This is a genomic window from Streptomyces sp. NPDC059169 (assembly GCF_042755225.1).
In the GTDB taxonomy this organism is placed as follows: Bacteria; Actinomycetota; Actinomycetes; order Streptomycetales; family Streptomycetaceae; genus Streptomyces.
This window is the reverse complement of sequence record NZ_JBHZCF010000030.1, coordinates 13140-33983: the sequence shown is the minus strand read 5'-3', so window position 1 is coordinate 33983 and position 20844 is coordinate 13140. Positions and strand designations below refer to the sequence as shown.

Sequence of the window (20844 nt, the reverse complement as noted above, 5' to 3'; positions counted from 1 at the left end):
GACCGGAGGGGTCACCGGCGGGTCAGCGGCGCGTCGGCCAGGCCACCGAGTGGTGGTCCAGGTCCGCCTGCCCGGTCTCGTCCGCGTACTTGCCGCAGGCGTCGGCGAGGGCCTCGAGCAGCGTCAGTGGATCGGGCAGCGGGTGCTCGGGGCCGCGCACCCAGCGCACGGCGAGCCCGTCGGGCAGGCGGGCGGGGGGCACGAGGACGTAGGACCCCCGGCTGTGCCAGCGCAGTCCCGGGTGCTCGTCCATCGTCTCGGGATGGCAGTCCAGTTCACAGGGCCACCACTCGTCCTCGTCCTCCGGCGTGCCCCGGGTCGCAGTGAAGAACAGCATCCGGGCCTCCCCTCGGGCGCCCTGCGGTGTGGCCGGTCTCCCGGACTCGGCTACGGGGCCGACGTCCGTACCGTCCGCGAGCAGGCGTTCCAGGGCCCTGCGCCCCGCCTCCAGGGGCACGTCGAGGACGTCGTGGACCATGCCGGTGGCGGTGATGAAGTTCGCCTCCGGCTGCTCCGCGGCCCAGCGTTCGATGCGCTCACCGTCCGTCGTGGACTGCGTCTGCCAGGCGAAGGACACGGGGTGTCGGGCCGGGGTGGGACAGCCGATGCGTTCGCAGGAACACCGGAATCCGGAGGGGTACGCGGCGGGGGCGAGCGGCAGTCCGGCGGCGGCGACGGCCAGCAGCAGGGTCAGTCGGGCGGCGTGCGCGTCGGAGGACGCGGCGTCGCCCCCGGCGCCCTCACGGGTGCCCCGGCGCAGCCACCTCGGCAGCCGGTTCTCCCAGGAGGCCCTGCTCTCCGTGCCGCGGTAGCGGCCTTTACCGTCGCCCATCTATCCCCTCACACCTCAGTGCTCGCGCCAGGCCAGTACGGCGGAGCCACGTGTCGACGCCGCTGCCATCGTCCCACCATCGGGCGCGCCGGGTGGCCGCACCCCCCGATCGTGTGGTCGGTCACTCACTCGGCACGCGGCCCGACCGTCGGGTTTCGAGGAGCTTCTCCCCGAACTGGGCGCCGGGTCGCGGGCGACGGAGCCTGTGACGGTAACGATTCGACTCGCGCCCAAAACGACCGGCGTCCATGTGATGAATCACCCGTTCGGATCACTGCGCAATGGCTCCGGACGGCGCACGATGGCTGCACGCACAACCGTGCACCCGTCTCGTTCGTGAGGAGCCTGCATTGCCTCGTGACGCCAGACCCCGTCGCTACCTGATGTGCCCACCCGCGCACTTCGAAGTGACGTACTCCATCAACCCGTGGATGGATCCCGCGAAGCCCGTCGACCTCACGCTGGCCATGACCCAGTGGGAGGACCTACGCGACCGCTACCGCGCACTCGGCCACACCGTCGAACTGCTGCGGCCACGCGCGGACCTGCCGGACATGGTCTTCGCCGCCAACGGCGCGACCGTCGTCGACGGGCGGGTGCTCGGCGCCCGCTTCGCGCACCGGGAGAGGGAGGCGGAGGCGGAGGCGCACCTGGACTGGTTCCGATCGCACGGCTTCACCGAGATCCACGAGCCGGCCCACATCAACGAGGGGGAGGGCGACTTCGCCGTGACGTCGACCTACCTGCTGGCGGGACGGGGCTTCCGGTCGAGTCCGCTGTCGCACAGCGAGGCTCAGGAGTTCTTCGGCCGTCCGGTGATCGGTCTCGACCTCGTGGACCCGCGCTACTACCACCTGGACACGGCCCTGTGCGTGCTCGACGACGAGAACGACGAGATCATGTACTACCCCGGCGCCTTCTCGCCCGGCAGCCGGGCGGTCCTCGCCCGGCTGTTTCCCGACGCCCTGATCGCCCGTGAGGCCGACGCGGCGGCGTTGGGCCTCAACGCGGTCGGCGACGGCCGCCACGTCCTGCTGCCGCAGGCCGCGCTGGGTCTGTTCGATCCCCTGCGGAGCCGGGGCTTCGAACCGATCGGTATGGACCTCGGCGAACTGCTGAAGGGCGGCGGGAGCGTCAAGTGCTGCACCCAGGAGCTCCGCTCCTGACCATGCGGGCGCTCGGGCGCGTTCCCGCGGTACGTCCGCGGGGGCGCGCCTGCGTTCCGGTTCCCGTCAGCCGGCCGGCGGCCAGGCGTCGCCCCAGTCCGTGTCACGAGCCGTGCGGTACAGGGGGCCGTGACGCTTGCTCACCGTCTCCCGGTGCAGGGCTTCGTCCGCCGCGCACAGCTCCAGGAGCACCTGGCCCTTGCGGATCTGGGGTTTGCGCACCACCCGGGCCGGGGCCGGGGCCACCGCGAAACGGGTGGCGGCCACGTAGGCGAACTTCTCGTCCTCGTAAGCGAGCGAGCCCCCCTTCACCTGGCGGTGCAGCGAGGAGCGGCTGACCCGTGCCGCGAAGTGGCACCAGTCCGTACCCGGGACGATCGGGCAGTCGGCGCTGTGCGGGCAGGGCGCCGCGATGCGCAGCCCTGCCGAGACCAGCAGGTCGCGGGCGGCGATGATCCGTTCGTAGCCGTCGGGCGTGCCCGGCTCGACGACCAGGATCACCTGGCCGGCCTGCGCGGCCTGGGTGACGACGGTCGCGCGATCTGCTTCGTCCAGCTCCTTCAACACGTACGAGACCGTGATCAGGTCCGTCGGTTCGAGACCCATCGCCCGCCCGATCCTGGCCCGACGCCATTCGGCGTCCCGCAGTGCGGCGGAGTCCGCCGAGGCGGCCAGCTGACGGCCGAGGGCCAGCGCGGGCTCCGCCCAGTCGAGGACCGTGGTGCGGTGGGCGCCCACCGGCCAGGCGTCGGCGACGGCCCAGCTCGCCGCCCCCGTGCCGCCACCGATGTCGGTGTGGGTGGCGGGTGCCCAGCCGGGCGCAACCCCGCGCAGTGCAGAGAGGGCGGATCGGACCGCTTCGAACGTGGCGGGCATCCGGTACGCGGCGTACGCGGCGACGTCGGCCCTGTCCCGCAGGATCGGGGCGTCGGTCGGCGTGGCCCCCCGGTAGCTGGCGATGAGCCGGTCCACGGCCTGGGCGACACGCCCCTGCGGCAGGCCGTCGAGCAGCTCGGCGAGGGCATCGGGGAGGGTGGCGTTCACCGGCGAATTCTAGACGGGTCCTCGCAGCCGCCGTCAGCGGTCCGGACGTCGGCGGCCGGCCGAGCGGGCCGGCTGCCGAGCGATCACCGGCCGCGCGGCGTCGGTGCTCACGCACGACGCGGTCACGAAGCCGTCCCGGATCGTCCGCACGGACGGCAACGGCCGCCTGCACGGCGCTTGCCCTCGTCCGGCTCGGCGACGACGTCCGTCACCGGCCGTCCGAGGGTCGCGGTCGCCGTGACCACTCCCATCGCCGGTCCGCAGCCCTCCGGAGGGCTCGGCTGGACGTGCGCGGCCTTCCCGCCGTCCGGGACCCGGTATCAGCCGGGGACGACGAAGAAGCCGGCTCCGGGGGGTCGTCCTTGCCGCTGCGGGACGTTCACGTGTCGAGCGCGCCCGGCGGACGGGACGCCGTCGGCTTCCGACGTCGTATGCCCCCTGTGCCTACGCCGTGTGCCCCTGCCTACGCCGTCTCCTGCGCGCCCGGCACCTCCGTGCGCCACGGCCGGCACAGGAGCGTGAAACAGCCGACCGCGCCCAGCGCACAGACCAACTGGACCACGGCCATCGGCACGGCGGTCGCCTCACCTGCGATCCCGACGAGCGGCGAGGCGACCGCCCCGACGAGGAACGACGTCGTGCCGAGCAGCGCGGAGGCCGAGCCCGCGGCGTGCGGAGTGCGGTTCAGGGCCTGCGCGTTGGTGTTCGGGAGCGCGAGGCCCATCGCGGACATCAGCACGAACAGCCCGGCGGCGACCGGCACCAGACCGACCTCCCCGAACGCCCCCGAGGTCATCAGCAGCAAGGCCAGGGCGGCCAGGGCGATCAGCGAGAGCCCGACCCCGAGGGCCTTGTCGAGGCTGACCCTGCCCACCAGCAGCTTGCCGTTGATCTGTCCCACGACGACCAGACCGACCGAGTTGAGCCCGAAGAGCAGACTGAAGGTCTGTGGCGACGCCCCGTAGATCTCCTGGATCACGAACGGAGACGCGGATATGTATGCGAAGAGGGTGGCGAAGGCGAGCCCGCCCGCCAACACGTACCCGGTGAAGACCCGGTCGGCGAGGAGGCTCCGCATGGTGCGCAGGGCCTGCCCCACCCCGCCGCCGTGCCGTCGCTCCGGGGGCAGCGTCTCGTGCAGCCACCTCGCCACCACCACCGTGAGCAGTAGGCCGATCACCGCGAGGACGTAGAAGACGCCGCGCCAGTCGGTGACGCGGAGGATCTGCCCGCCGATGAGCGGCGCGACGATCGGGGCCATGCCCGAGATGAGCATCAGGGTGGAGAAGAAGCGGGCCATCTCCACGCCGTCGTAGAGATCGCGCACGACGGCACGGGCGATGACGATACCCGCGGCTCCGGCCAGGCCCTGGAGCAGCCGGAAGGCGATCAGCATCTGCGCGCCGGGGGCCAGCGCACAGACGGCGGTGGCGGCGACGTAGACGACCATGCCGGTGAGCAGCGGGCGTCGACGCCCCCACTTGTCGCTCATGGGGCCGACGACGAGCTGCCCGAGGGCCATGCCGGCGAGACAGGCGGTGAGGGTGAGCTGGATGGTCGCGGCCGGTGCGTGCAGCGCGCCGGTGACCTCCGGCAGCGCGGGGAGGTACATGTCCATGGAGAGCGGCGGCAGCGCGGTGAGGCCGCCGAGCACGAGGGTGACGAGGAAGCCCGCGCGGCGCGCGGCAGCGGGGGCGACCTGCGGGTTGTGCGCCAGGCGTCCTCGGGTGGTCGGGGCGCTCTCCGCCATCAGTAGCTCCTGTCCGTGAAGTCGCCCCCATGTTCTCAGCTCGCTCGGACATGCGGACCGGGGCGGTGGATTCGGGTGCGCACGGTGGGCGCGGGCAGTGGCCGTCGAGCGGTGGGAGCGGCGGGCGGCCCGGGACGAGGACCAAGGGGTACCGCGGGGCCGCCGGGAGCCGGGCGTGCCACGGAGCCGCGGGCGGCCCGCGCCCCGGCGCGGTTCGGTACCGCACCGGGGCCGGTTGCGCCACGGGACCCGTCCGTCGCGCCGTGCGGAGGTTACGCGGGCTCCAGCCCCGGGTTCCCGGCTTCGGTGACGAAGGACGCGGCCGTCCTGACGGGCGCTCCCGGAGTGGTCACGGCGGACACGGTCCGGAAGTCGGCGCGCGCCTGCTCCGGGGTGAGTGCGACCGTCACGTAGCCGCGGCGACCGTTGTAGAACTTCATGTGCGGATTGGCCCGGGTGAGGTTGTCCCAGTTCGCGGGCTTCTCGGCTCCGTCCTTGCCACTGCTGATGGAGGTCGCGACGATCTCGGTGCCCACGGTGCGCGAGGACGGTTCGTCGAAGTCCTCCTTCAGGTCGAGGGCGTAGCCGACGTGGACGTCACCGGTGAGCACGAGGAGGTTCTCGACGCCGGCGGCTCCCGCTCCGTCGAGGATCCGCTGCCGGGACGCCGGGTAGCCGTCCCACGCGTCCATGGAGAGCTTGAAGTCGGGGCGCGGGACGTCGCGCCGCTGGGCGAACGTGACCTGCTGGGGTACGACGTTCCAGACGGCCCCGGACGCCTTCCAGCCGTCGAGCAGCCAGCGCTCCTGCGTCGCGCCGGTCATGGTGCGCGAGGGGTCCTCGGACGCGGGTCCCGGCCGCTGCCAGCCGTCGCCGTAGGCCTGGTCGGAGCGGTACTGGCGAGTGTCGAGGACGTCGAACTGGGCGAGCTTGCCGAAGTGGAGGCGGCGGTAGAGCTTCATGTCGGGTCCCTCGGGCAGCTGTGGCGTCCTCAGCGGCTGGTTCTCCCAGTAGGCCCGGTAAGCGGCGGCCCTGCGCAGCAGGAACTCCGCGGGCGGGACGTCGTTCTCGGGGATGTCGCCCGCGTAGTTGTTCTCGGTCTCGTGGTCGTCCCAGGTGACGACGAAGGGGTGCGCGGCGTGGGCGGCCCGCAGGTCCGGGTCGCTGCGGTAGAGGGCGTAGCGCAGCCGGTAGTCCTGGACAGTGGTGGCCTCCCGGTTGAAGTGGGCGGGCAGCCTCCGGTCCGCGTGGTTGCGGGCGCCGCCGACGGCGTCGACCGCGTACTCGTAGAGGTAGTCACCCAGGTGGAAGACGACGTCCAGCTCCTCCTGGGCGAGGTGCCCGTAGGCGGTGAAGTAGCCGTCGTGGTAGGCCTGGCAGGACACGGCGGCGAGCTTCAGCCGGGAGACGCGGGCGGTCGGACGGGGTGCGGTCCTGGTCCGGCCGGTCGGGCTGATCCACCTGCCCGCGCGGAACCGGTAGTGGTAGACCCGGTCCGGGTCCAGGCCGGTGGCCTCGGCGTGGACGGTGTGGTCGAACTCGGGGTGGGCGGTGGCCCGTCCACGTCTGACGACACGGGCGAACCGGGCGTCTCGGGCGATTTCCCACGCCACCTCGACACGGGCCCTCGGCAGGCCGCTGCCGGGCTCGTACGGGCGGGGCGCAAGGCGGGTCCAGAGCAGGACGGAGCCGGGCAGCGGGTCCCCTGACGCCACCCCGAGGGTGAACGGATCCCGGTCGATCTTCCGCGCGTCGAGTTCGGCGGCGCTCGCGGCGCCCGCGACGGGGAGGTTCACGGCGAATGCCAGCGCGGCGGCGGCGCCGGTGGCGGTGAGGAAGCGGCGGCGGCCCAAGGCGCGGGCGGCGGCGCGGAGTTCTGCCGAGTGCTGGTGTACGGATGTCATGTACCCCTCCCCTGGCGGCTGTTGTCCTCAACACAGGGGAGCGGGAGGGAACGACCTCGGGTTGACGGGTACAGAACATCCACGTGTCGGACGGATGAGATCCACGGGCAGCGCCCTGCCGTACGCTGCGGCGTCATGGACGCCATGGCAACGGAACGCAGGAGTGCGCTGGTCACGGGTGCGGGCTCGGGCATCGGCCGGAGCGTGGCGCTGGCGCTCGCGGGCGCCGGCTGGTCGGTGGCCCTGGCCGGCCGACGGGCCGCCGCCCTGGAGGAGACGGCGTCCTCGGCGGGCGGAGCGGACGTCCTCTGCGTCCCCACGGACATCACGTCACCGGACGCGGTGGCGGCCCTCTTCGCCGTCGTGCGCGACCGCTTCGGCCGTCTGGACCTGCTGTTCAACAACGCGGGCACGTTCGGCCCCGGCGGCGTTCCCGTCGAGGACCTCCCCTACGATGCCTGGCGCCATGTGGTCGACGTCAACCTCACGGGGTCGTTCCTGTGCGCCCAGGCGGCCTTCCGGCAGATGAAGGACCAGGAGCCGCAGGGCGGCCGGATCATCAACAACGGCTCGGTCTCGGCCCATGCGCCACGACCGCACTCGGTGGCGTACACGGCGACCAAGCACGCGATGACCGGGCTGACCAAGTCGCTCTCCCTGGACGGCCGTCCGTACCGCATCGCGTGCGGCCAGATCGACATCGGCAACGCGGCCACGGACATGACCGCGGCCATGCGGACGGGTGTCCTCCAGGCCAACGGCGACGTGGCCCCCGAACCGGTGATGGACGCGGCGGACGTGGCCCGGACGGTACTGCACATGGCGGAGCTGCCGCTGGAGGCGAACGTCCAGTTCGCGACCGTGATGGCAACCGCCATGCCGTACGTCGGTCGCGGCTGAGGTCCGGTGCGACGGGCCGGTCCCGGCGGAAGGAACACAGCGGGCGTACCGCGTGTTGACGGATCATGACGATCGACGAGCGTGCTCCCGAGGTACTCCGCTACACCGCGTTCTCGAGCGACCCCGCGGGCGGGAACCCCGCAGGGGTCGTGCTCGACGCCACCGGCATGTCGGACGACGACATGCTCGCCGTCGCCGCCGAGTTGGGGTACTCCGAGTCCGCGTTCCTGACCGCCCCGCCCGAGGGGAGCGGTGCGGAGGGGGCGACCCACACCGTCCGGTACTTCAGCCCCAGGGCGGAGGTGCCGTTCTGCGGCCACGCCACGGTCGCCACCGCCGTCGCGCTCGCCGAGCGGACCGGCCCCGGGGACATGGTGTTCGCCACCCGGTCCGGGAACGTCCCGGTGTCGGTGGTCGAGGAGGACGAGGTCCTGCGGGCCACGCTCACCAGCGTGGTACCACACGTCGAGGCGGTCTCCGACGACGACCTCGCGGAGGCCCTCGCGGCGCTCGACTGGCCGGCCGCGGACCTCGACCCCGCGTTCCCGCCCCGGATCTCCTTCGCCGGGGCCCGGCACCTCGTCCTCGCTGCCACGACCCGTGCGCGGCTCACGGACCTCGCGTACGACTTCGCGCGCCTCGAATCCCTGATGCACCGACTGGACCTGACCACCGTCCAGCTGGTCTGGCGGGAGTCCGCCACCGTCTTCCACGTCCGCGACCCGTTCCCCGTGGGCGGCGTCGTCGAGGATCCGGCGACCGGTGCCGCGGCCGCGGCGTTCGGTGCGTACGCACGCGAACTCGGGCTGGTGCCCGAAGACGCCCTCCTCACCCTGCACCAGGGCGGCGACCTGGGGCGCCCGGGCGTCCTCACCGTGTCGCTGCGCGCCGGCGACCCACGGGTACGGGTCAGCGGCACCGCGGCCCGGATCGGCTGAGGGACGAGGGGCCGGTACGCCGCCGCCGGTGACGGCGGGGGCGCACGTCCTCGGCCTCGAGCACGGCGAGGACCGCCATCGCCCACTGCGGCAGCGCGAACCAGCCGATGACGGGCTCGAACCCGGCCCGCTCGGCGGTCCGGTCGGCGCATCCGCCGTCCGCCGGGTCGCGGACAGCTGCCTCTGTCGCCACCCGCTGCTCGTCCCCCGTTCCGCTGCCGCATGCTCGCCGAAGGCCACCGCCGCATACTCGCCAACGGTCGCTGCCGTCGCATGCGCCTCACCGGTCCCGCCGGGCTCGCCGGACGCGCAGATTCCGCCATCGGCACCCGCTCCCCACGAGACCCCGGGCAGCACAGCCACCCCGAGCAGCACGGCAGCCCCAGGCAGCACGGCGGCCTCGGCTCGCGGCACGTGCGGCACGTCCGTCGGCAGGGTCGCGAGCCGCCGTCCGGCCGGCGGAGTTCCACGGCTGCACCACGCGGAACGTCTGGTGCAGCCGCACGCAGGCGCGTTCCGACCCGTCGCGGTCGTGCGCCCGCACGACGCTCCCGAGTCCACCGGCACCAGCACCAGCCCAGCCAGGAAAGCGTGGTCCCGCACGGCATCCGCGCACCCCGTCCCGAGGCGGCGCCGCCGTGCCCACCCCCGGCGTCGTGGAAGGGGTCCCTTTTTGGCCGTTCGCGCATCCGTCCCGGGTGAACGGCCTTGCATTCTCGGCGGGTTCCTGCGGCAATGAGCCGGTCACTGACTGCCCGTCAACACTCACCGCACCGGCGTCCACCGCCCGCGAACAGGCCCTCCTCCCTGACCCGCACGGCGTCACACCCCCGGACCCGGCGCGCGGTGCGACGGCCGGCCGGTGACACCACACCCCGTGACCCCCACACACCAAAGGCGGGACCATGAAGCACCGCACCACGAGACACCGCGCCATGAGACTCGGCACGGCGCTGCTGGCCGCGGCAGCCGCCGGCACCCTCGCCGCGGCTCCGGCGAACGCGGTCGAGCCGACGACGGCAACGCTGGCGTTCGACTGCGGATCCATCGGCTCCGGCCAGGCGACCCTCACGGCCGCCCAGGACGGCACGACCGCGACCATCGAGCTCTCCACCTCCGCCCTCACGTCGCCCTGGCCCATCGACGCGAACTCGGTCAGCTCCACCCTCACCCTGACCAAGAACGGCTCCGACTCGGCGACGTTCACCGGCAACGCCAACCCGGCCGTCCCGGCGGGCGGGGCCGTGTCCACCGGACCGCTCACGGGCGAGGTCGCCGCAGGTGACAGCCTTGAAGCGACATCACTCACGATCGTGGTCTTCGGTTTCACCGTGACCTGCAACGCCACCTCGCCGCAGGACCCCGGCCCCTTCGTCTTCTAGCCGCCCGACGGCCCCGAAGGGCTCGGGCCCCCTCCAGGGCGACGACACCCCCTCCCCCAGGGGTGTCGTCGCCCCTCCGTGTTGCGCTCCCGCCCCTCCGCCTCTCTCCCGCCCCTTCTCCGGCGCGCCCCGCACGCTCCGCGCGAGCCCCCGCCCCCGGAACCACCACCGGCGGTCACCGGGCCCCGGGGCGGACTAACCTGAAGAACAGAGGTACGGGTGTACATGCCGCCCCGGCGGAGGGAGAACCCCGTGACTGCTGAGGCTCCTACCATCAAGGAAGCCCCCGATCCCGCTCGCGCTCCCGGCAGCGCCAGCAGCCCCCGCTACCTGCCCGTGTCCGAGCACGGACTGATCGGGGACCTGCGCAGCGCCGCCCTGGTCGGCACGAACGGAACCATCGACTGGTACTGCTGCTCCCGTTTCGACGCGCCCAGCGTCTTCGCGTCGATCCTCGACGCCGAGAAGGGAGGCTGCTTCGAGCTCTCCCCCGACGTCCCGACCCGCACCAAGCAGTTCTACTTCCCGGACACGAACGTACTGATCACGCGCTTCATCGCGGACGACGGAGTAGGCGAGATCCAGGACTTCATGCCGATCACCGACGACTCACGCGAGGCGGACCGGCACCGACTGATCCGCCGGGTGATCTGCGTCCGCGGGTCACTGCCGTTCCGGGCCAGGGTCGCGCCCCGCTTCGGCTACGGCGCAGACGAGCACACCGTACGGGTCGAGCAGGGCTGCCCGGTCTTCGAGTCTCCGTCGTTGTCCCTCGCACTGACCGCCAGCGTTCCCGTCGAGCACGACGGCCGGGACGTGTGGTCGCTGTTCAAGCTGCACGAGGGCGAAGCCGCCGTGTTCGCCCTCGACCGGGTCGGCGGCGAGGTCGGACCACGGTCCTGCCCCCTCGCCGAGGCCGATGACCTGTTCCAGGCGACGGTGCGCTACTGGCGGCGGTGGCTGTCGAAGTCACGCTACCGGGGGCGGTGGCGCGAGATGGTGCACCGGTCCGCACTCACCCTCAAACTGCTCACCTACGTCCCGACCGGCGCCATCGTCGCCGCGCCCACGACCAGCCTGCCCGAGCAGGTCGGCGGCGAGCGCAACTGGGACTACCGCTACGTCTGGATCAGGGACGCGGCCTTCTGCGTCTACGCCCTGCTCAGGCTGGGCTTCACCGACGAGGCCAAGGCCTTCATGCGGTTCCTCACCGAGTACGCCTGCCACGACAGCGGCGCCGAAGGACCGCTGCAGATCATGTACGGCATCGACGGCCGCTGCGACCTGCCCGAGCGCGAGCTCCCCCACCTCGAGGGCCACCTGGGCTCCGCTCCCGTCCGGGTCGGGAACAGTGCCGTGGACCAGCTGCAGCTGGACATCTACGGCGCGCTCATCGACTCGATCTACCTCTACGACAAATGGGGCGAGCCGATTTCCAGCGAGCACTGGGACACCGTGTGCGATCTGGTCGACTGGGTGTGCGACAACTGGGACCAGCCCGACGAGGGGGTCTGGGAGACCCGCGGCGGCCGCAAGAACTTCCTCTACTCGCGACTGATGTGCTGGGTGGCGATCGAACGGGGCATGCGCATGGCCCAGCGCCGGGGGCTGCCCTCCGACCAGGTCCGATGGGCGCACGCGCGGGACACGATCTACCGGCGGATCATGCGGCACGGCTGGTCTCCGGAGCGCAAGGCGTTCGTCCAGCACGAGGGAGGAACCGTGCTCGACGCCGCCGTCCTCATGATGCCGCTGGCCAAGTTCATCTCGCCGACCGACCCGAAGTGGATGTCCACCCTGGACGCGCTCGGCGAGGAACTGGTCTCCGACTCGCTGCTGTACCGCTACGACCCACAGGCCAGTCCGGACGGGCTGCGCGGCGAGGAGGGCACGTTCTCGATCTGCTCGTTCTGGTACGTCGAGGCCCTGACCAGGGCGGGCCGCCGGGACGAAGCACGCCTCGCCTTCGAGAAGATGCTCACGTACGCCAACCACCTCGGCCTGTACGCCGAGGAGATCAGCCGCACCGGCGAGCAGAGCGGCAACTTCCCCCAGGCATTCACCCACCTGGCCCTGATCAGCGCGGCGTTCAACCTGGACCGGGCGCTGGGTTGACGGGCAGGACGACCACCAGCGGGGCTACGTGGCCCGACCGGCCAGGCGCGGATGCTCGCCACCATCGCCCGGCCTTGGCCTTAGGACCGCGTACCCGACCGGGCCGCCGTTCTCCCACCCCCGCGCCGCGCCGCCCGTCCTCGCGCCCCGACCGCAGTCGACGAACCCGCACACAGTCGCCGTCACCGGGTACCGGGAGCGCTGCGGGCGCACTCGCCGGCGGGCGGTCCCCTGCGGCAGACGGCCTCGCCTTCCCGCGGTCAAGGAGCTTGTGGAACGCGCGCTTCGCGCACCTCACCCGTGCCAGACGTCGGCCACCGAAGAAGCCAGCGCGCCGGCTTGGGCGCGGCCCGAGCGGGCGGCAGCCGGCCGGCGTGTGTCGTCTGCCATGTTGCGGCCCATCACGCGGCGCGCGGCGCGGTCCGGCGACAGCAGAAGGACTCGCGCTCCGTCGTCGGACAATTGCGCGGCCTGCTGCGAGGAACTCGGATGCGGCCCGACCGCACGGGGGATCGGCACGACCGCCAGTACCCGGCGGTACCCGCGTGCGAGCTGGAGGTTGGCGGTCGATCGACTGCCGCCGTCCATCCAGCGCCGGCCCGCCACAGTGACCGGCGGCCATACGACCGGCACGGCGCAGCTCGCCGCGACCGCTTCGAGGAGCGTCGTCCCGGAGTGCGCGTCGAACACTGCGGTCCGTCCGCTCTGCGCGTCGACCGCGGCGATCCGCAGCTCCCGCTCCGGCCAGTCGGACACGTCGCCCAGGAGCGCACCGACCGCGTCGAAGACGTCCGACTCCGGGCCGGTCCGGGTGCGAAGTGCTGCCCGGGCGAGGCGTTCGACGGAACGCTGGGGATCGCGGGAGCCGAGCGCCGCCCAGAGGAAGCTCGCTGTCTGGCGCACTGTCACCGGCAGACGGACCGCGTCTGCTCCGGAGAGCTGACGTTCGTAGAGGTCCGCGGCCGGGACGCCGGACCGGAGTCGGGATCCGAAGACGGCACCGGCGGAAGTACCGATCACGACGTCGGCGCTGCCGAGATCGATCCCGGCCTCGGTGAGCCCGGCGAGCACTCCGGTCAACCAGGCTCCGCCCACCGGTCCGCCGCCACCGAGCACGAGTGCGGTGCCGCGCATGCTGCCCCCTCCACGTGAACGACCGCGGACACCCCGCCCGCGGGGAGTAAACGGGGAGGCATCCCCGTTTACTCGATCGACGATAGCATCAGTACCGGGGAAGACTCCCCGGTACGGGGCGGGAAGAGGGAGACGCGATGGGCGAGCATCCGCCGGTAGGGCGCCGCGATGCACTGCGCAACCGGAAGCTGCTGATGGACAAAGCCCGCGAGGTGTTCGCCGAACAGGGCCTGGACGCCCCGTTGGATGTCGTCGCCCGGCGGGCGGGCGTGGGCAACGCCACCCTCTACCGCCACTTCCCGAACCGTGCCGCGCTCGTCGACGAGGTCTTCCGGGATGCGCTCACGGAGACCGCAGCAGCCGGCGAACGGGCACGAACCGCCGAGGACGCATGGACGGGACTGACGCAGTACCTACGAACCGTGTTCGCGGGCCTGGCCGCCGACCGTGGCACCAATGACCTCATGACCACGAACCTGGAAGGCGTCACGTCCCTGGAAGCGATCCACGCCCACAATCGCGCAACCATCGACGAGTTGCTCCGGCGCGGTCAGGAACAGGGCACGATCCGCCCGGACCTCCTCACCGAGGACCTGCTCTTCACCCTGGCAGCACTGGGCCGGGCCGTTCCCGCGCTCACCACGATCGCCCCGGACGCCTGGATCCGCCCGCTCGCCCTGCTCCTCGACGGCCTCCGCACCAGCCAGGCTGCACCTCCTCTGCCCGCACCGGCGCTCACTTCCGACCAGCTCGGCGAGGTGCTGCTCAACCTCGGCCCCCAAAAGCGGCGTTGAGGGACTGCAACCTCACACGCCGTCCCGGGAGACCGACCCTTCACCGGGAACTCTCGCGCCTCGGCATCGCGATCAGGCCGGAAGGCCCATCGCGAACCGGCACACCCGATCCGGCAGACGAGCCGGGTTGTCGGCCGGGGTGAGCACCCCAACGCTATGACCTGTGGAATCGCGCCAGGGGGTGATGGTGTGGCTACGTTGACAGCTGCGCTCGGAGTGGGACGCAGCAGTTGGTGCAGGGGAGCAGCTGGCGTCCGCCTGAAACGGCCTCGGCGGCGCTTCCCATTTCAGCCTTCGTGCTGAAAGCGCGTCGGCTCGCCCAGCACCGAGTGGGCGCTCTCGAAGTCGGCCAAACGGGCCGCCACCGTGGCCACGGCGAGGCGTTCCGGGAGGGCGCTGGAGAACTTCAAGCCACGTACGGCCCGGCGGTCCACATCGGGCAGGACGAGATTCTCACCGATGTTCTCACGGGCCGCGCTCCAGGCGGCCGGGGTGAGGTCCTCGCGTAGGCGCAGCCAGCTGTCGGTGGGCCGTTGCAGGGGGTCGGTGACCGGCTGGAGGGTGGCTGCCAGGGTGGCGTTGGCACGGTAGCCGGCCCAGGTCCACCAACGGACGTCGGAGCCGACACGTGTGATCAGCGTGCCGCCCGGGTGGACGGTGTTGGGTGCGTCGGATTCGCGCTGTTCGGCCAGGCACGCCTCCGCCCGCCGAGTGAGGGAGACCAGTGGATCCGTGCCCAGCAGCACCTCACGCATGGCGCGTGTCAGGGCGTACGACAGTCCGGCGACGCCGCCGTTCATCCATTTGGCGATTCCGCCGCCGTCGGCCGGCTCGACAAAGACACGTTTACGCAGCCAGTCGATGTACGTGACCTGCCAACTGCGTCCACCGAGCAACAATCGCCTGGGGCCGGGGCGCTCTTCCGTGAGCACGCTCGGGTCGGTGCGACCGATCTCGGTGCGTCCGGACAGGACGGTGAACTGCGGAGGTGCGGTGAAGGAGGCGGTGAGTTCGATGAAGTGCCTCTTCCCGAAGCGGCGTTCCGCCTCGGGGCCGACGAACAGCATCCCACCGTCACTGTCGAGGAAGCCCTCCTCGGTGAGGAAGCGCAGGATGGGGGCAGCCGACGTGTCGAAGGGGACAAGGCCGTTCCATTGCCGGTCCCACAACTGGTCGCCGAGCTTGTGTTGTTGCAGGGTGACGGCAAGCAGTTGCTGGGCCACCAGGTGCCGCGGTTCCGGCGGGGGGACGACCGGTTCCACCCAGCCCCGCGACCACAACAGCAACAGGCCCGCCGCTTGCAGCAGTGTGTCCTTGCAGGTGGTGAGGAACAGGCAGTTCCGCACCGTGCCCGGACGCCGGCCGGTGCGGCCGATGCGCTGCAGGAACGAGGCGACGGATGCCGGCGAGTCGACCTGGATCACGCGGTCCAGGTCACCGACGTCAATGCCGAGCTCAAGGGTTGACGTGGAGACGATGACGCAGTCGCGGGCCTCGGCGAACGCCTGCTCGGAACGGGTGCGTTCATCGACGGAGAGCGAGGCGTGAGAGAGGAAGACGGTCACCTCGCGCGCGCGAAGCGCCGCGCCCAACTCCTCGACCTGGCGGCGCGAGTCGCAGAAGACGAGCCGTTTCTCTCCCCTGTGCAGCGCCGCGATGAGTTTGGCCGCATTGTCGAGTGAACCGACGTAGTCGAGCTCCACCTCGCCCGCAGGCCTGCCGGCCGGCTCGGGACTCGCCTGGTCACCGTGTCCACCGCCGGTGGCCGGCAGGTGCACTCCGGGGGCGACCACCTGACCGGTGCGACTACCCACGCCCGCGCCTTGCAGCCAGTGCAGCAATTGGGCCGGGTTGCCGACGGTCGCCGAGAGGCCGACGCGCTGGATGGGCCGTCCGGTGACCCGCTCCAACCGTTCGAGCACGGCGAGCAGGTGCCATCCCCGGTCGTCCCCCGCGAACGCGTGCACTTCATCGATGACGACGGTCCGGACGCTTCCCAGCAGGTGGGCGTGGTCGGTCTTGACACCGATCAGCATCGCTTCGAGCGACTCGGGCGTGGTCAGCAGGATGTCCGGCGTCTCGGTCCGGAGTCGCTGGCGAGTCGATTCCTTGGTGTCACCGTGCCAGAGCGCGGCTCGTCGCCCCAGCCACTGGGCGTACGCGTCGACGCGACCGACCAGATTATTGAGGAGTGCCTTGAGCGGGCACAGGTACAGCACTGATGTGCCGGTCCACTTCTGCTCGGTCATCGCCGACAGCAGGGGGAAACAGGCCGCCTCGGTCTTGCCCCCCGCCGTCGGAGCCAGCAGTACGGCGTCCTGTCCCTCGATGAGGGGCGTGATCGCCGCTCGCTGCAGGGGGCGCAGATCGGGCCAGCCGAGAGTGTTGACGATGTGGTGCAGAACGACGGGGTCGAGTCGGTCCAGTACGTCGGCGTCCTCGTCACCCGAGTCTTTCCCGGCCGAGAGTCCCACGTCCGCCATCACAGCTCCAGGTCGATGTCATCGGCCGACGCGGACACACCTGAGACCGTGGCGGCCAAGTTCCGCTCGATGTCGGTGAGTTCGCTGTCGGCGACGGTGAGCCGGTAGTGCTTCCGGGGGTCGAAGTCGTCGAACTGGTCGACGCGGTCGAGCACGTCCCCGACAAGTTTCTTCAGGAACAGCCGGGGGGCTACTCCGACCTTCCCGCCCAACGCCCCGCCGACGGCCACCGCGAGGTCGGCTACATACGCGTCGTCGACGACCTTCCGCACACGCTCGGGAATTTCCGCGGCGTCGGCGTACAGGTCACGGATGGTGAGGCCGAGTCCGACCAGGGACTTCTGGTGAAAGCCGGGAAGCCTGATCTGCACGGCGCGAGGGTTGTCGAAGCGCGGGTCGGTGGTGAAGTCGGTGGCCAGCCGCTGGGCGAGCGGCGCCAGTCGCTGCACTCCCTGCTGGCCGTCGTAGAAGGCCGGGGTGCCAGTGATGACCAGATAGAGGCCGGGGAAGCGGCCCGAGTGCACTTCGTCGATGAGCTGCCGCAGCGCGTTGAGTGCCTTGTCGCGGGCGTCCGACCGAACACGCTGTAGTGTCTCCACCTCGTCGAGGACAACGAACAGCCCGGTGTGCCCGGAGTCGCGCAGCACCGTGAGAAGCCCCTGCAGGAACCCGAGCGCGCCGAAGTGGTCGAGGTCGCCGCGCACCCCAGCGGCCCGGCGGGCGGAGGCGGCGACGTGCGGCTGGCCACCGAGCCACGCCAGGACGGCCGCGGCGGTCGCCTCGTCGCCGGCCGCGAGGGCGGTTCGGTAGCCGCGCAGAGCGGTGGCGAACGACGGGGCGTGCCGGGAGACCTCGGCGAGCCGTGCGACGAGCAGCGTCTCCACCTCGCTCGGAAGCTCCTCCTCGGTCGAACCGGCCGCGAGGGCGTCCTCCTCCAGGGCATAGAACCAGGCATCGACCACGGGCCGCAGTGCGCTCGGCGGGAAGCTGGAGGTGGCGAGCCGTTCGGTGAGCCGTCGGTAGACCGTCTCCAGCTTGTGCAGCGGGGTCTCGTTCTCCGAGATCTGGATCTCGGCAACCGCGAAGTTTCGGCGCTTGGCCCGCTCTCCCAGCCAGCGAGTGAAGAACGTCTTGCCGGACCCGTACTCACCCCGCACGGCCTTGAATACGGAGCCGCCGGCCGCTACGGCATCAAGCTCAGCGTCAAGGGCCGCTTCGAACCGGTCGAGTCCGGTGGCCAGTAGGTCGAGTCCACTGTCCGGCACGGCACCGCGCCGCAGCGCGTCGATGACGGTACGGCGGCGGGCGGCGCTCACCTGTGCGGGGCGCTGGGATCCGGTGGTGCTCACAGGAACCAGTCTTCCATTTCGCCGGGGACGCCCGTACGGGGGCCGTCGACGGGTCCGCGCCTCCGGCGGCGTCCTGGCAAGGCGCCCAGTTCGTTGAATCGGTTGACGGTCACCTGGAGGCGCTGCTGGAATCACTCTCCGTACATATGCCAGGGTGAGAGTGGGACGAACATGGCGGCACTCGACAATGTGAAGCTCAAGGACGTACTCGCTGACGTGGCGTCGGGCTCCTTACAACTGCCTGACTTTCAGCGGAACTGGAAATGGGACGACGACCGGATCCGCGCCATCATCGCGACGGTGACGCTGGACTATCCGCTCGGCGTGGTGATGACGTTGCAGACGGGCGGCGCCACCCGATTCCGCTCCCGGACGCTCACCGGAGCACGCCCGGACGGGGATCCGGCCGCGGAGCTCCTCCTGCTGGACGGGCAGCAGCGCCTCACCTCCCTCTTCCAGGCCCTGTGGCTGGACGCCCCGGTGGAAACCGCGGACGCCCGGGGCAAGCCCATCGAGCGCTGGTACTACGTCGACATCGCGAAGGCCGTCGGACCGTCCGCAGACCGCGACGAAGCCATCCTGTCAGTCCCGGCGGACAAGGTGCTCCGGACCGACTTCAACCGCACGGTGGTGCTGGATCTGACCACCACGGAGGGTGAGTGCACGGCTGGCCTCTTCCCTCTGCACCTCGTCTTCGACGCCCAGCGCGTGAACCAGTGGAAGAAGGCGTACATCAAGGCGGACGAGGACCGGAACTGGGACCTGTGGGGCCAGTTCGACGAGTCGGTCCTCCAGCAGGTCCGTGCCTTCCAGGTCCCGATGATCCGGCTGGCCTCCTCCACCTCCATGGACGCCGTGTGCGCGGTGTTCGAGCGGGTCAACACCGGCGGTGTGCCCCTGAACGTCTTCGAACTGCTCACCGCGACCTACGCCGGGGACCGCGAGTACGTGGACCGGACCGGGGACTACTACCAGCTCCCCGAAGTGTGGCGGGAGATCAAGCAGGGGTTGGCAGCCAAGTACCCGGTCTTCGGCCGTCTGGACCGGGGCATCGAGAACGGGCTGAGCAGTATCGACTTTCTCCAGGCCATCGCGCTGGTACGCACCTGGGAGCGGAAGCAGGCAGGCACCGGGGCGACGGTGTCGTGCAAGCGCCGGGATCTGCTGGACCTCCCACTGGCCGACTTCGTCCGGCTGGCGCCGAAACTCGCCGATGCCTTCGCGTGGGTGGGTGACTTCCTGGAACGGCAGTGCATTGTCCGGCCGAACGATCTGCCGTATCAGACGCAGCTCGTCCCGCTCGCGGCCGTCCGCGCCATCCTCGACACGGCCCTGGACGGCTTGGGAGCGGAGGAGAAGACCGAGCAGTGGTACTGGTGCGGGGTGCTCGGCGAGATGTACGGCGGCTCCACCGAGACCCGTTTCACCCGTGACGTCGAGCAGTTCGTCCCCTGGATCGCGCAGGACGACCGGGCGCCCGACACCGTCACGGACGCCTTTTTCTTCGCCGACCGCCTCGACAGCCTCACCACCCGCAACAGCGCCGCCTACAAGGGCATCTACGCCCTGCTGGTCAAGCAGGGGGCAGTGGACTGGCACTACACGGACAGGCCGCTCAGCCCTGGCCGGCTGGACGAGTACGGCGTGGACGTCCGGCAGATCTTCCCCAAGGCATGGTTCCGGCGGGGCAACAGTGAGGGCCTGCCCGCGAATTCCATCGTGAACAAGACTCCGCTGTCCTACCGCGCGGCGATGGACATGACCGGGGCACCGGCCTCCTACCTGTCCACCATGGTCGCGGCCTCCGACATGCGCCCCGAATGGTTCGACGACGTACTCGCCACTCACCTCATCGATCCGGCGGCACTCCGCGACAACGACTACGGGCGCTTCTACCGCGACCGCTCCAAACAATTGCAGGAACTCGTGCACGCCGCCATGGGCAAGCGGACCATGCTCCGTGACCTCACGGAGGGCGACACCCGATGACGACCACACCGAGCGGCCAGGACCTCGCCGCGCTCAAGGGCAGGACCGTCCCCGTGCAGGACATCCTCGACCTGTTCCGGGTCAGGGTCCGTGACCACCGGACGGTGCACCGTATCTCTCAGGCACTCACGGACGCCGGTCTCACGACGCTGCCGGACTTCGCCGTGTGCGGCCAGCGCAGCAACGTCGACGTGGTGCCGCTCGCGTCCGTCCCCGCGCAGGCCGCTCCGGCCGACGCGGAGGAGGACGAGACGGAGGAGGCCCTGCCCTCGGCCGCCCTTCCTCAGCGTCTGCTGCTCGGGGACATTCCGTCGGCGCGGCGCGGCCTGGTGTCCGTCGGTCCCGGTATGCCGCTGGCGCAAACCACGTTCCTGATGCGCACGAAGGGCATCGCCCAGGTCCCGGTGACCACCGGTATGGCGCAGATCCACGGGGTGGTCACCTGGGGGTCCGTCGCCAAGATGTACGAGGCGGGCAAGCATCCGACCCTGGACAACGCGATGGAGAAGGACTCCTTTCCGGTCGCCGACACCCGCCAGGAGTTCTTCTCCGCCCTGCCGGTGATCCGCGAGCACGGCTACCTCCTGGTCCGGGGGGACGACGGCTGTCTCTCGGGCATCGTCACCGCGGCGGACGTCACGGACCGCTTCGAGGGCGCGGCACGGCCCTTCTTCATCGTCGGGGAGATCGAGTCCCTGCTGCGCCGCTGCCTGGGAGGGGCGCTGGACGAGGAGACCATCAAGGCCGTACAGACGAACAAGAGGGCCGAGCACCGCACCGGCCAGGTCTCCGACCTCATGTTCGGCGACTATCTGAGGCTCCTGGACGGCGACCAGACGAAGACATCGCTGGCCGAGCGTGCCGACGCCAACTGGGAAGCCCTGAAGTGGCCCAACATGCCCAGGGAGCAGTTCATCGGCCGCCTGAAACGAGTGAAGGACATCCGCAACCGGATCGCCCACTTCGACGAGAAGCCGCTTCCGCAGGAGCTGCTCGACGAGCTGACGACGTTCGCGAAGCTGCTGCGGGCGTTCGTGGCCTGAGGCGGCGGGGTGCCTCGACTC

16 protein-coding genes and 1 pseudogene are annotated in these 20844 nt (G+C 71.1%); 8 read left to right on the top strand and 9 right to left on the bottom strand.

Features of this window, described 5'->3' with window-relative positions:
- Window positions 1-22: 22 nt before the first annotated feature.
- On the bottom strand, window positions 23-832 hold the full coding sequence (locus tag ACFXOM_RS34700; protein WP_384938563.1) for a bifunctional DNA primase/polymerase: 810 nt from the start codon (window positions 830-832) through the stop codon (window positions 23-25).
- A 350-nt stretch (window positions 833-1182) separates the two neighbouring features.
- Here ACFXOM_RS34700 and ddaH point away from each other — a divergent pair, with 350 nt between their 5' ends.
- Window positions 1183-1998 (top strand): dimethylargininase, encoded by an 816-nt coding sequence (gene ddaH, locus ACFXOM_RS34695; protein WP_384938561.1) that lies wholly within the window; start codon window positions 1183-1185, stop codon window positions 1996-1998.
- Between the two features lie 66 nt (window positions 1999-2064).
- Here ddaH and ACFXOM_RS34690 read toward each other — a convergent pair whose 3' ends face one another.
- The 4 genes and pseudogenes from ACFXOM_RS34690 to ACFXOM_RS34675 all read right to left on the bottom strand — a co-directional run bounded on the left by ACFXOM_RS34690 (window position 2065) and on the right by ACFXOM_RS34675 (window position 6696).
- Complete coding sequence (locus tag ACFXOM_RS34690; RefSeq protein ID WP_384948232.1) at window positions 2065-3042, bottom strand: small ribosomal subunit Rsm22 family protein; 978 nt, start codon at window positions 3040-3042, stop codon at window positions 2065-2067.
- Window positions 3043-3215: 173 nt separating this feature from the next.
- Window positions 3216-3296 (bottom strand): annotated as a pseudogene (locus ACFXOM_RS34685) (DUF4442 domain-containing protein); the annotation flags it as partial.
- 209 nt (window positions 3297-3505) lie between these two features.
- Window positions 3506-4792 carry a Bcr/CflA family multidrug efflux MFS transporter gene (locus ACFXOM_RS34680; protein ID WP_384938557.1) on the bottom strand — a complete coding sequence of 429 codons (1287 nt, stop codon included), beginning with the start codon at window positions 4790-4792 and terminating at the stop codon, window positions 3506-3508.
- Window positions 4793-5064: 272 nt separating this feature from the next.
- Window positions 5065-6696 (bottom strand): alkaline phosphatase D family protein, encoded by a 1632-nt coding sequence (locus ACFXOM_RS34675; RefSeq protein WP_384938555.1) that lies wholly within the window; start codon window positions 6694-6696, stop codon window positions 5065-5067.
- A gap of 144 nt (window positions 6697-6840) precedes the next feature.
- On the opposite strand from ACFXOM_RS34675, the gene ACFXOM_RS34670 reads away from it, so the two are divergent.
- Window positions 6841-7596: an SDR family oxidoreductase gene (locus ACFXOM_RS34670; RefSeq protein WP_384938647.1), complete on the top strand. Its 756-nt coding sequence runs from the start codon at window positions 6841-6843 to the stop codon at window positions 7594-7596.
- Between the two features lie 65 nt (window positions 7597-7661).
- Window positions 7662-8534: a PhzF family phenazine biosynthesis protein gene (locus ACFXOM_RS34665; RefSeq protein ID WP_385041395.1), complete on the top strand. Its 873-nt coding sequence runs from the start codon at window positions 7662-7664 to the stop codon at window positions 8532-8534.
- Here the strand turns inward: ACFXOM_RS34665 and ACFXOM_RS34660 are convergent.
- Window positions 8506-8727 carry a hypothetical protein gene (locus ACFXOM_RS34660; RefSeq protein ID WP_384938551.1) on the bottom strand — a complete coding sequence of 74 codons (222 nt, stop codon included), beginning with the start codon at window positions 8725-8727 and terminating at the stop codon, window positions 8506-8508. The genes ACFXOM_RS34665 and ACFXOM_RS34660 overlap by 29 nt on opposite strands.
- A gap of 712 nt (window positions 8728-9439) precedes the next feature.
- Between ACFXOM_RS34660 and ACFXOM_RS34655 the strand changes: the two genes are divergently transcribed.
- Both ACFXOM_RS34655 and ACFXOM_RS34650 read left to right on the top strand, forming a co-directional pair.
- Window positions 9440-9916, top strand: coding sequence for a hypothetical protein (locus ACFXOM_RS34655; RefSeq protein ID WP_385041392.1), 477 nt, complete (start codon window positions 9440-9442; stop codon window positions 9914-9916).
- Between the two features lie 225 nt (window positions 9917-10141).
- The gene (locus ACFXOM_RS34650) at window positions 10142-12031 is read left to right on the top strand and encodes a glycoside hydrolase family 15 protein (protein ID WP_384938548.1); all 1890 of its coding nucleotides are present in this window, start codon (window positions 10142-10144) and stop codon (window positions 12029-12031) included.
- A 294-nt stretch (window positions 12032-12325) separates the two neighbouring features.
- Here ACFXOM_RS34650 and ACFXOM_RS34645 read toward each other — a convergent pair whose 3' ends face one another.
- Window positions 12326-13165, bottom strand: a complete 840-nt coding sequence (locus ACFXOM_RS34645; protein WP_384948243.1) for a patatin-like phospholipase family protein — start codon at window positions 13163-13165, stop codon at window positions 12326-12328.
- 137 nt (window positions 13166-13302) lie between these two features.
- On the opposite strand from ACFXOM_RS34645, the gene ACFXOM_RS34640 reads away from it, so the two are divergent.
- A complete protein-coding gene (locus ACFXOM_RS34640) occupies window positions 13303-13959 on the top strand; it encodes a TetR/AcrR family transcriptional regulator (protein ID WP_384938544.1) in 657 nt (218 codons plus the stop codon).
- A 287-nt stretch (window positions 13960-14246) separates the two neighbouring features.
- Here the strand turns inward: ACFXOM_RS34640 and ACFXOM_RS34635 are convergent, their stop codons facing one another.
- Both ACFXOM_RS34635 and brxD read right to left on the bottom strand, forming a co-directional pair.
- Complete coding sequence (locus ACFXOM_RS34635) at window positions 14247-16442, bottom strand: DEAD/DEAH box helicase (protein WP_384938542.1); 2196 nt, start codon at window positions 16440-16442, stop codon at window positions 14247-14249.
- Window positions 16442-17791 (bottom strand): BREX system ATP-binding protein BrxD, encoded by a 1350-nt coding sequence (gene brxD, locus ACFXOM_RS34630; protein WP_384938540.1) that lies wholly within the window; start codon window positions 17789-17791, stop codon window positions 16442-16444. The genes ACFXOM_RS34635 and brxD overlap by 1 nt, the downstream gene beginning before the upstream one ends.
- Before the next feature lie 171 nt (window positions 17792-17962).
- Between brxD and ACFXOM_RS34625 the strand changes: the two genes are divergently transcribed.
- Both ACFXOM_RS34625 and ACFXOM_RS34620 read left to right on the top strand, forming a co-directional pair.
- Entirely contained in the window at window positions 17963-19780 is a 1818-nt protein-coding gene (locus ACFXOM_RS34625) for a DUF262 domain-containing protein (protein WP_384938538.1), read from the top strand.
- Window positions 19777-20823, top strand: a complete 1047-nt coding sequence (locus tag ACFXOM_RS34620) for a CBS domain-containing protein (RefSeq protein WP_385041389.1) — start codon at window positions 19777-19779, stop codon at window positions 20821-20823. The genes ACFXOM_RS34625 and ACFXOM_RS34620 overlap by 4 nt, the downstream gene beginning before the upstream one ends.
- The last annotated feature ends 21 nt before the right edge of the window (window positions 20824-20844 follow it).

What these genes read in the sequence shown, in the direction of transcription:
- ACFXOM_RS34620 (WP_385041389.1), top strand. Translation starts at nt 19,777, where the DNA reads ATGACGACCACACCGAGCGGCCAGGACCTCGCCGCGCTCAAGGGCAGG.
- ACFXOM_RS34640 (WP_384938544.1), top strand. Translation starts at nt 13,303, where the DNA reads ATGGGCGAGCATCCGCCGGTAGGGCGCCGCGATGCACTGCGCAACCGG.
- ACFXOM_RS34655 (WP_385041392.1), top strand. Translation starts at nt 9,440, where the DNA reads ATGAAGCACCGCACCACGAGACACCGCGCCATGAGACTCGGCACGGCG.
- ACFXOM_RS34665 (WP_385041395.1), top strand. Translation starts at nt 7,662, where the DNA reads ATGACGATCGACGAGCGTGCTCCCGAGGTACTCCGCTACACCGCGTTC.
- ACFXOM_RS34670 (WP_384938647.1), top strand. Translation starts at nt 6,841, where the DNA reads ATGGCAACGGAACGCAGGAGTGCGCTGGTCACGGGTGCGGGCTCGGGC.
- ACFXOM_RS34675 (WP_384938555.1), bottom strand. Translation starts at nt 6,696, where the DNA reads ATGACATCCGTACACCAGCACTCGGCAGAACTCCGCGCCGCCGCCCGC.
- ACFXOM_RS34680 (WP_384938557.1), bottom strand. Translation starts at nt 4,792, where the DNA reads ATGGCGGAGAGCGCCCCGACCACCCGAGGACGCCTGGCGCACAACCCG.
- ACFXOM_RS34700 (WP_384938563.1), bottom strand. Translation starts at nt 832, where the DNA reads ATGGGCGACGGTAAAGGCCGCTACCGCGGCACGGAGAGCAGGGCCTCC.
- ACFXOM_RS34635 (WP_384938542.1), bottom strand. Translation starts at nt 16,442, where the DNA reads ATGGCGGACGTGGGACTCTCGGCCGGGAAAGACTCGGGTGACGAGGAC.
- ACFXOM_RS34625 (WP_384938538.1), top strand. Translation starts at nt 17,963, where the DNA reads ATGGCGGCACTCGACAATGTGAAGCTCAAGGACGTACTCGCTGACGTG.
- ACFXOM_RS34650 (WP_384938548.1), top strand. Translation starts at nt 10,142, where the DNA reads ATGCCGCCCCGGCGGAGGGAGAACCCCGTGACTGCTGAGGCTCCTACC.
- ACFXOM_RS34645 (WP_384948243.1), bottom strand. Translation starts at nt 13,165, where the DNA reads ATGCGCGGCACCGCACTCGTGCTCGGTGGCGGCGGACCGGTGGGCGGA.